The sequence below is a fragment of the Streptomyces sp. NPDC020965 genome (assembly GCF_044333555.1).
Lineage (GTDB): Bacteria > Actinomycetota > Actinomycetes > Streptomycetales > Streptomycetaceae > Streptomyces.
The window spans coordinates 785,377-795,074 of record NZ_JBIRRE010000003.1 but is presented as its reverse complement, the minus strand read 5'-3'; the positions used below and the strand labels follow the sequence as shown (position 1 = coordinate 795,074).

Genomic DNA, 9,698 nt, shown 5'->3' with positions numbered 1-9,698 from the left:
TTCGCCTTTCGGCTGCTCCGACTTTATCAGATCCTTTCGGGCCTGACTCCCGGTCGAAATCGGGTTGTCTTTCCGGCTGTTGGGCCGTTCCGACGTTTCAAACTCTAGCGGATTTCCCGACCGACTCATAATCGGGCCTGTCGAATGATTTTCGGCAGGCCGAAAATCATCCTGGTCAGGGATCGTGCTGAGTTTGGTTGCCGCATTTCGCGGCGGGAGTGGTCGTCGCAGAACCGTTCCGGCTCCGTGACAACTCGAAGAACCTTACGGACGGATGAAGTCCGTGTCAACTTCAGCCCACGACCCCGCCGAGCGACCCGTTCTGGTCCAGATCCGTCAGCCGGCCGCCCGCATCAGGCTGGGTGTCCTCCACCCTGCGGAGCAGGCGGATCAGCAGCTCACCCAGGACGCCCCGCTCGTCCGTAGAGAGGTCCTGGAGCAGGTCCTCCTCGAAGACGGTGGCCATGCGCATCGCCTCCAACCACTTCGTACGGCCCTCGTGCGTCAGCTCCACGATCACCCGCACCCGGTTGTTCTCGTCCCGGTCGCGGGTGACGAGACCTTCGCCCGCCATCCGGTCGATGCGGTGGGTCATGGCCGCGGGGGTGAGACCCAGGCGCTTCGCCAGTTCACCGGGACCCATCCGGTACGGGCTGCCGGCGAGGACCAGGCTCTTCAGCACCTCCCACTCGGCGTTGCTGATGCCGAGGGCGGCGACCTGGCGGCCGTACGCGACGTTCATCCGCCGGTTGAGTCGGCCCAGGGCGGAGACGACCTGCTCGACCTGGGGGTCCAGGTCTCCGTACTCACGCTGATAGGCGGCGATCTGCTCGTCGAGAGTCGGTTCCTGGATGGCCGGGCCGGTCACTGCTGGGCCCTCGGGGCTCGCGGTAGGCATACACCGGAGTATCGCATGGCGTTCATTGGCTTCGAAGTCCTTCGACATGTATTGTTAAGGCTCTAACTTTACTGTTGAAGTCTTCGGACTTCACTCCTCTTGAACACCAAGGCAGGTGAGTGTGACCAGGGTGATGGGTGCAGCGATGCGCCGAATCCAGGTGGGAAGCGCGCTGAGCGCGTTCGGACTCGGTTTCACGGTTCCGTACCTCTATGTCTATGTGGCGCAGGTACGGGACCTGGGCGCGACGACGGCCGGCGCCGTCCTCGCGGTCTTCGCGATGGCCGCACTCGTCGCGCTCCCCTTCACCGGCCGGGTCATCGACCGGCGCGGGCCGCTGCCCGTGCTGGTGGGGGCCGCGGTGCTGGCGTCCATCGGCGCGCTCTCCCTCGGTCTCGCGGGGAATGTGACGACCGTCGTCCTCTCCGCCGCCCTGCTGGGCGCCGGTACGGCGGTGATGCAGCCCGCGCTCGCCACCATGCTCGTCTGGTGCTCGGACGCCTCCACCCGGACGCGCGCCTTCGCCATGCAGTTCTTCCTGCAGAACCTGGGCCTCGGCCTCGGTGGTCTGATCGGTGGGCAGATCGTCGACAAGAGCCGTCCGGACAGCTTCCTGCTGCTCTTCGGCATCGAGTCCGTGATGTTCCTGGTGCTCGGCGGCATCGCGCTGACCATCCGGCTGCCGCGGCCGGCCACCTTCCAGGACCCGTCCGCCGCGCGTGCCGCCGCCAAGGGTGGGATGCGCGTACTGCTCGGGCACAAGGCGATGGTCCAGCTCTGTGTGCTCGGGTTCATCCTGTTCTTCGCCTGCTACGGACAGTTCGAGTCGGGACTCGCCGCGTACGGCACCGAGGCCGCGGGGATCGAGCCCGCCACGCTGGGTACGGCGCTGGCCGCCAACACCGCCGTGATCGTGCTCGCGCAGTTCCTGGTGCTCAAGTTCGTCGAGCGCCGCAAGCGGAGCCGGATGGTCGCCGCGGTCGGCCTGATCTGGGCGGTCGCATGGATCTTCGCGGGGTACGCCGGGCTCGGCACCCACAGCCAGGCCATGGCGACGGCCGCGTTCATCACCACGTACGCCCTCTTCGGACTCGGTGAGGCGATGCTGTCGCCGACCGTGGCACCGCTGGTCGCCGATCTGGCGCCGGAGTCGATGGTCGGGCAGTACAACTCCGCTTTCGCCCTGGTCAAGCAGCTCGCGCTGGCTCTCGGTCCGGCGATCGGCGGACCGATGGGGGCCGCGCTGCACGGTCCGTACATCGTGACGTTCGTGCTGTTCTCGCTCGCGATCACGGTGCTGGCGCTGCGGCTGGGCCGGGAGCTGACCCCCGTACAGAATCAGCCATCCCTCGCGGCGTCGTCGCGGGTGGTGGCGCAGCACAAGCCGGCCGAGCAGGTGGAGGCCGTCGCCTGACACCCGGACCGCCCGGTCCCCTGGCTGGGGGACCGGGCGGCGGTGCTCTCGCAACAGCCTTAGGAGGGCAGGGCGAACTCGCACCAGACCGCTTTGCCGCCGCCGGGAGTGCGGCGGGAGCCCCAGGACGAGGCGATCGTCGCGATGATGGAGATTCCGCGACCCGCCTCGTCTTCCGTTTCCGCGCGGCGGCGGCGCGGGAGGTGGTCGTCCCCGTCCGTCACCTCGACGATCAGGCGGCGGTCGGTGCGGCGGAGCCTGAGGCGCATGGGTGGGGTGCCGTGTTGGAGGGAGTTGGCCACCAGCTCGCTGGTGGCCAGGACGCCCAGGTCGCGCAGCTCCGGGGAGAACCGCCAGGAGGCGAGGACCCCGGAGGCGAACGCGCGGGCGCGCGGTGCCGCCTCGACGCCGCCGAGCAGATCGAGTGCCGCGTTGTGGAACAGCTCGGCGGACGCGCCCGTACGCGCGGGGTGCTGGACCACCAGGACCGCCACGTCGTCGTCGTGCTCTGCGGTCACTCCCAGGGAACGGATCAGCCGGTCGCAGACGACCTGTGGGGTGCCCGTCGCCCCGGAGAGTGCGCGCTCCAGGGCGGCCACGCCTTCGTCGATGTCCTCGTGCCGGCGCTCGACCAGACCATCCGTATAGAAGACGGCGCTGGAACCGGGCGGCAGCGCGATGGTGCCCGAGGTGTGCAGCCAACCGCCGGTGCCGAGCGGCGGGCCGGTGGGGTCTGCGGCGCGGCGGACCGTGCCGTCCTCGTCGCGCACCAGGATGGGGAGGTGGCCGGCCGAGGCGTAGACGAGCCGGCCCTCGTTCGGGTCGTGGACGGCGTAGACGCAGGTGGCGATCTGGCTGGCGTCGATCTCGGCGGCGAGCCCGTCGAGGAGTTGCAGCACCTCGTGGGGTGGCAGATCGAGGCGGGCGTACGCCCGGACGGCGGTGCGGAGCTGTCCCATGACCGCGGCGGCGCGCACCCCCCGGCCCATGACGTCGCCGATGACGAGGGCGGTGCGGCCCGCGCCGAGCGTGATCACGTCATACCAGTCGCCGCCGACCGCGGCCTCCGTGCCACCGGGCTGGTAGGTGGCGGCGATCCGCAGGTCGTCGGGTTGTTCCAGCTCCTGGGGGAGTAGGGAGCGCTGGAGGGTGACGGCGGTCTGGCGCTGGCGTCGCTCGCTGGCGCGGAGTCGTTCGGCGGCCTCGGCGTGGTCGGTGACGTCGGCGGCGAAAACGAGGACCCCGCTGCCCTCGGTCGGGCTGTCGACGGGCAGGCAGGTGACCGTGTACGAGCCTCCGGCGAGGACCTTGCGGGACTTCACGGTGCGTGGTCTGCCGCTGCGGATGACCTGGTCCATCAGCGGGGACAGTCCCAGCTCGGCCAGCTCGGGGCAGGCGTCGGCGGCGGGGATGCCGATCGGGCGGGGGCCGAACGCGGTGGTGTAGGCGTCATTGACGTAGGCGAGCCGGTGCTCGGGGCCGTACGTCAGGGCGACCAGGGCGGGCAACCGGCCGAGGATCTCGCGGACGGGGCAGTCGGCGATGGATGGTGTGGCGGCTTCGGGCGGTTTCTCGGATTCACCGCCGCGGGCCGCTGGGACCGCCCCTTCCCCTCTGTCGCTTCTGTCGTCTCTCTCGTTGTCCTGGGCACCCGTCTCCCCGTCCTGGGCGCCCGCTTCCCCGCTGCCGTCCCCTTTGTTCTCCCCTCGCCGGGCCGGTCGTGGTGCCGTGGAGATCGCCCGATCGGTCCGCCGCGCTGCTGCACGGCGCTGTGTACCCGGGAGCCTTGCGCTCCAACGCGTGAAGTTCACTGACTTTCTAGCCTCAATGGTTGTCGCCAAGGGTCACTAGGGTCACTCTGTGCAAATGTGAGCCCACCTATGGTCACACGTCCAGTGTGACCGACCGTACTGACAGTCGGTGTCGTGCGGTGGTCCGAGAGGCACCTTCGGCGTGGCCGCCGGGGGGCCGCTTGGACCGGGTTCAGGTGCCTCTGGGGTCGCCCTTCGGCGGTTCGCCGGCTGGCCCGCCCCCCGGGCCGGTTCCGGATCCCGGCCCCGGCGTGTTCGGCCCTGGCGGCTTGGGTTCGGGCCGGCCGCCCGCCGCGATCTCGAACTCGGCGCGCGGGTGTTCCAGCGAACCCAGGGAGACGATCTCCCGTTTGAAGAGCCCGGCGAGGGTCCACTCGGCGAGCACGCGCGCCTTCCGGTTGAAGGTCGGCACCCGGCTGAGGTGGTAGACGCGGTGCATCAGCCAGGCCGGGTACCCCTTGAGCTTGCGACCGTAGACATGGGCGACGCCCCGGTGCAGGCCGAGGGAGGCCACCGAACCGACGTACCGGTGCGCGTACTCCTTGAGAGGGGTGCCGCGCAGGCTCGACACGATGTTCTCGGCGAGCACCTTGGTCTGGCGGACGGCGTGCTGGGCGTTCGGGGCGCACTCGGCGCCCGGCTGGTCGGAGGTGATGTCCGGCACGGCGGCCGCGTCACCGGCGGCCCAGGCGTGCTCGGTATCGGCGACGGCGAGGGTGGCCGTACAGCGCAGCCGGCCGCGCCCGGTGAGCGGCAGATCCGTGGCGGCGAGCACGGGCGCGGGTTTGACGCCCGCCGTCCAGACGACCGTGCGGGCCGGGAAGCGGCTGCCGTCGCTGAGGACGGCGACCCGGTTCTCGCAGGAGTCCAGCCGGGTCTCCAGCCGGACGTCGATATTGCGGGAACGCAGCTCCCGGATGGCGTAGCGGCCCATCTCCTCGCCGACCTCGGGGAGGATGCGGTCGGTGGCCTCCACGAGGATCCATTTCAGATCCTCCGGCTTGATGTTGTGGTAGTACCGCGCGGTGTAGCGGGCCATGTCCTCCAGCTCGCCGAGTGCCTCGACGCCGGCGTAGCCGCCGCCGACGAAGACGAAGGTGAGGGCCGCGTCGCGGATCGCGGGGTCGCGGGTGGAGGAGGCGATGTCCATCTGCTCGATGACGTGGTTGCGCAGACCGATGGCCTCCTCGACCGTCTTGAAACCGATGGCGAAGTCGGCGAGCCCGGGGACGGGCAGGGTGCGGGAGACCGAGCCCGGGGCGATGACGAGTTCGTCGTACGGCACCGTGATGGCGCCGGCCCCCTCCTCGGCGGTGGCGAGGGTGGTCACGGTCGCCGATCGCTTCGCGTGGTCGACGGCGGTGACCTCACCAATAAGGATCTTGCACTTGTCCAACACCCGTCTCAGTGGCACCACCACATGGCGCGGGGAGATGGATCCGGCCGCTGCCTCCGGGAGAAAGGGCTGATACGTCATATAGGGCTCGGGCGTGATCACGAGGATCTCCGCCTCACCGCGCGCCAGCTCGCGCTTCAGCATGCGCTGGAGGTGCAGAGCCGTATACATGCCCACATAGCCGCCGCCGACGACGAGGACACGGGTGTCCCCGGTGCGCGCGGTCGGCGGGGGGCCGGGGGTCGAGTCCGGGGAGTCAGCTGCCTTCACCATCCCATGACGCACCGGTCCCCGGCGTTTGTCCACAGGCCCGGCAATTTGTGTGACCGGAGCTCCCCTGTGGCCATGCGCCGGGATTCCCCCACGAGACGGTGAAGGTGCGCAGGTCAGCGGGCGCGCGATAGGCCGTGCTCGGGGGCGTAAACGGGAGCCTTCCGGTCCTTGCTCCGATCGGGGGGCGCTCCATGCGGAACTACCCCCTTCTGAATTGACTCGGGCTCAACTATGTTCGTACCTCGTCGGGGTGCTCGGTCAAGGCACGCCCGACAGACCAGGCGGGGCGGTCTCCGGGGGGAGACACAGTGACCGGGGGAACATGTATGACCATTCAGGATTCGCATTGGCAGGCTGCCGTACCACCGACCGCGGACACGCGCGCGCACGGCGGTCACCTCGGCGGCGAAGGTAACGGACGAGCGGGATCGGGCGGGGCCAGCCGCTCGGCGCCGCTCCGAGTGGATGCGCAGCGCAACCTTGAGCATGTGCTGCGAGCGGCTCGCGAGGTCTTCGGCGAGCTGGGTTACGGGGCGCCGATGGAGGATGTGGCGCGCCGGGCCAGGGTCGGTGTCGGGACGGTCTACCGCCGTTTCCCGAGCAAGGACGTACTGGTGCGCCGAATAGCCGAGGAGGAGACCTCCCGGCTGACCGAGCAGGCGCGTACGGCCCTGGGGCAGGAGGAGGAGCCATGGTCCGCGCTGGCCCGGTTCCTCCGTACGTCGGTCGCATCGGGCGCGGGGCGGCTGCTGCCGCCCCAGGTGCTGCGGGTGGGCGTGGAGCCGGAGGACGCGGCGGAGCAGACGGCCCCCGACGGGGTGCGCGTTCCGCATCAGCGGTCGGGCGCGCAGCCCGAGCGGTCCCCCGGCGGGCCGCCCGAGTTGCGGGTGGTGGGACAGCGTCCGCCCGCCGGCGACGAGCCGGACGACGCGGGTGCGACGGATCTGCTGGAGGTCGTGGGGCAGCTCGTCGACCGGGCGCGGGCGGCGGGTGAGCTGCGGGGTGATGTGACCGTGGCGGATGTGCTGCTCGTGATAGCCACGGCGGCGCCCTCGCTGCCGGATGCCGCGCAGCAGGCGGCGGCGTCGGCCCGGTTGTTGGACATTCTGTTGGAGGGGCTGCGGCCGAGGGCTGCCTGAGCCATGGCCGGGGAGCGCGGTGCGCCGGGTGGCCGTGGCCCTTATGGGCGGACCGCTATGGGCGGACCGCGCTCCGTCCGGCGCCCGCAGAGCTGATTGATATTTTCACTAACAAGCCATGGAGGTGCGGGGATCCGGTCAAGTCTCCCCGGATGAGTGGTTGACGCGGATGGGGGCTCGGCGCGCTGTTGCCGTGTGGCACGCTTGCCCGGTGTTCGGGTCCGAGGGTGCTGACGGGAGCTTCCGCGATGAACGAGGGCTTCCGCGATGAGTGGTGACGGTCGGGACGCACGGGACGATTCACCGGGCGGTGCGGGTGGTGCGGAGCACGGCGCACCGCGTTCGCGGCAGGTGCCCGGGCAGGGCGGGCCCGGTGGGTCCAGGACGGGTTCCGGCTTCGGCCTGGGGCACGGTGTCCCCGGTCCCGCGAGCGCCGGTCCCGGGGCGATCGATCCGGACGGATCCGCTCACACCGTTCCCAACCAGGGGACCAGCGGTACCCCGGCCGATGACTCACCGGTGTTCGCCGCCTCCGGTGTCGAACCGGACGGCGGCCCCGAGGGCGGCTTCGGCAGTGGCTCGGACACCGGCTTCGGCAGTGGCTTCGACTCCGGCTTCGAGGCGGAGATCCATTCTGTGCCGTCGCAGCGCGAGCGGGTCCGCGGGTCCGACTCCCTGCTGCCGCCGTCCCGTGATCCGGTCCAGTCCGACGCCGAGTTGATCCAGCGGATGCGCGACGGCGACGACAGCGCCTACGCGGAGCTGTTCCGGCGCCACTCCGACGCGGTGCGCCGCTATGCGCGCAGTTGTTGCCGGGACGCGCACACCGCCGACGATCTGACGGCCGAGGTCTTCGCCCGCACTCTTCAGGCGGTCCGGGGTGGCGCCGGCCCTGAGCAGGCCGTACGGGCCTATCTGCTCACGACGGTTCGGCGGACCGCCGCCACCTGGACGAAGTCGGCCAAGCGGGAACAACTGATCGACGACTTCGCGGTGTTCGCCGCGGAGGCGGCCCGTGGCGCGGACTCCGGCACCGGCGAGACGCACGATCTGGGCGCCGATGTCCGGGCGATGCACGAGGCGGAGCAGTCGCTGGCCATGCAGGCGTTCCGGTCGCTGCCGGAGCGCTGGCAGGCGGTGCTCTGGCACACCACCGTGGAGGAGGAGTCGCCCAGCGAGATCGCGCCGCTCTTCGGTCTCACGGCCAACGCCACCGCGGTGCTGGCGAGCCGGGCCCGTGAGGGCCTCAAGCAGGCGTATCTCCAGGCGCATGTGAGTTCCTCGCTGACCTCGGAGGGCGATTGCGCGCGGTATGCGGACCGGCTGGGTGCCTATGCCCGGGGCGGGTTGCGGATGCGGGCCGAGCGCGGGCTGCGGAAGCATCTGGACGAGTGCGTCAAGTGCCGGCTGGCCGTGGGCGAGCTCCAGCATGTCAACGCCGGGATCCCGGCGCTGCTACCGGTCGCGGTCATCGGTTGGTTCGCCGCGGGTTACTCGGTCAAGGCGGCCGGGATCGTCGCCGGGGGCGCCGCGGGTGCGGCGGGAGCGGGAGCGGCCGCCGCGGCGACGGGTGGCGGGGGTTCCACGGGGGCCGCGGGAGGCGCCGCCGCGTCCGAAGGACTGGGGATGCCGGCGAAGGCCGGGATCGCCGGAGTGCTGGCGGTCGCCGCGGCGGCCGGGCTGGTGTGGGCGTTCACGGGTGATCCACGGCCGGCACCCGAGCCGAAGGCGAAGCCGCCGGTCACCCAGCCCCTCGCGCCGATGAAGCCCGGCCCGCCCCCGGCGAAGCCGGAACCACCGGCGCCTCCCACCCCGGAGGAGCCGCCACCGCCCGCGCCCGTGCGGGCGGAACCCCCACCGCCGAAGCCCGAACCGACCCCGGTGAAACCCGAACCGAAGCCGAAGCCGACACCACCCGAGCCGGCGCCACCGGCGCGTACCCCACCACCGTCACCGACACCGCCCCCACCCGAGCCGGAACCCACTCCGTCGCCGACGCCGGAGCGGAAGGTGTACCAGCTCAACCGGCTGGAGTTCAGCGTCACCGGCGACCACAGCGGCCCGGAGGTGGAGCTCGCCGAGAGCACCTGGCTCTGGCAGCGCACGGGCCTGCGGATCGGCGGCGAGCGGTACCGGCACGGGGTGACCGTGCACGCCAAGTCGAGCATCACCATCCAGCTCAACCGCTCCTGCGCGCGCTATGAGGCGCTCGTCGGGGTGGACGACATGACGCTGGGCCTCGGCGCGGTGCGCTTCTCCCTCTACGGGGACGGCACCCGGCTCTGGCGGTCCGAGGTGATCCGTGGCGGCGACCGAGCCGTGCCGATGGCGGCCTCGATCGCCGGCCGGAAGACGATCCGCCTGGTGGTGGAGCCGCACACACCGTTCGACTCGGTGGCCCTGGCGGACTGGGCCAGATCCCGCATCACCTGCGGCTGACCGCCCCCCAGCCACGACACGGCACCACCGCGCCGCGAACCTCTCGCCCCCGCCCCACCTCATCCGTGAACCACGCGGCAACGGGCCAACGAACGGGACCGGAACGAAAGGGCGGGAGGGGGGCGCGCAGGAGTGGTGGCGGGACGTAGAGCGTGATTTGTGGCGCTGAAGGTGCCCCGGCAAACAAGGGCCTGAGTAGCGCCGTAAATCATGCAGTCCCGCCGCCACACCGGAGCGCACCCCGGCACCACCCACCCACCCGCACAAGCACCCGGGGCACCCACAACCCGGCCCACCCACGCACCCGCACGCGGGAACCCCGCCCCCG

General features: G+C 71.0%; 6 protein-coding genes. 3 read left to right on the top strand and 3 right to left on the bottom strand.

Annotation, left to right across the window (positions count from 1 at the left end; genetic code table 11):
- Positions 1-292 precede the first annotated feature (292 nt).
- Positions 293-898, bottom strand: a complete 606-nt coding sequence (locus ACH4S7_RS13905; RefSeq protein ID WP_398521339.1) for a MarR family winged helix-turn-helix transcriptional regulator — start codon at positions 896-898, stop codon at positions 293-295.
- A 145-nt stretch (positions 899-1,043) separates the two neighbouring features.
- Between ACH4S7_RS13905 and ACH4S7_RS13900 the strand changes: the two genes are divergently transcribed.
- Positions 1,044-2,312, top strand: a complete 1,269-nt coding sequence (locus ACH4S7_RS13900; protein ID WP_398521338.1) for an MFS transporter — start codon at positions 1,044-1,046, stop codon at positions 2,310-2,312.
- A gap of 59 nt (positions 2,313-2,371) precedes the next feature.
- On the opposite strand, the gene ACH4S7_RS13895 is transcribed toward ACH4S7_RS13900, so the two are convergent.
- Together ACH4S7_RS13895 and ACH4S7_RS13890 are read right to left on the bottom strand one after the other, a co-directional pair.
- Positions 2,372-4,123, bottom strand: coding sequence for a SpoIIE family protein phosphatase (locus ACH4S7_RS13895; RefSeq protein ID WP_398521337.1), 1,752 nt, complete (start codon positions 4,121-4,123; stop codon positions 2,372-2,374).
- A gap of 172 nt (positions 4,124-4,295) precedes the next feature.
- Entirely contained in the window at positions 4,296-5,792 is a 1,497-nt protein-coding gene (locus ACH4S7_RS13890) for an NAD(P)/FAD-dependent oxidoreductase (RefSeq protein ID WP_398521336.1), read from the bottom strand.
- Positions 5,793-6,118: 326 nt separating this feature from the next.
- On the opposite strand from ACH4S7_RS13890, the gene ACH4S7_RS13885 reads away from it, so the two are divergent.
- Both ACH4S7_RS13885 and ACH4S7_RS13880 read left to right on the top strand, forming a co-directional pair.
- The gene (locus tag ACH4S7_RS13885) at positions 6,119-6,931 is read left to right on the top strand and encodes a TetR/AcrR family transcriptional regulator (RefSeq protein WP_398521335.1); all 813 of its coding nucleotides are present in this window, start codon (positions 6,119-6,121) and stop codon (positions 6,929-6,931) included.
- 267 nt (positions 6,932-7,198) lie between these two features.
- Positions 7,199-9,370 carry a sigma-70 family RNA polymerase sigma factor gene (locus ACH4S7_RS13880; protein WP_398521334.1) on the top strand — a complete coding sequence of 724 codons (2,172 nt, stop codon included), beginning with the start codon at positions 7,199-7,201 and terminating at the stop codon, positions 9,368-9,370.
- Positions 9,371-9,698 lie beyond the last annotated feature (328 nt).

What these genes read in the sequence shown, in the direction of transcription:
- ACH4S7_RS13885 (WP_398521335.1), top strand. Translation starts at nt 6,119, where the DNA reads ATGACCATTCAGGATTCGCATTGGCAGGCTGCCGTACCACCGACCGCG.
- ACH4S7_RS13905 (WP_398521339.1), bottom strand. Translation starts at nt 898, where the DNA reads ATGCCTACCGCGAGCCCCGAGGGCCCAGCAGTGACCGGCCCGGCCATC.
- ACH4S7_RS13900 (WP_398521338.1), top strand. Translation starts at nt 1,044, where the DNA reads ATGCGCCGAATCCAGGTGGGAAGCGCGCTGAGCGCGTTCGGACTCGGT.
- ACH4S7_RS13880 (WP_398521334.1), top strand. Translation starts at nt 7,199, where the DNA reads ATGAGTGGTGACGGTCGGGACGCACGGGACGATTCACCGGGCGGTGCG.
- ACH4S7_RS13890 (WP_398521336.1), bottom strand. Translation starts at nt 5,792, where the DNA reads ATGGTGAAGGCAGCTGACTCCCCGGACTCGACCCCCGGCCCCCCGCCG.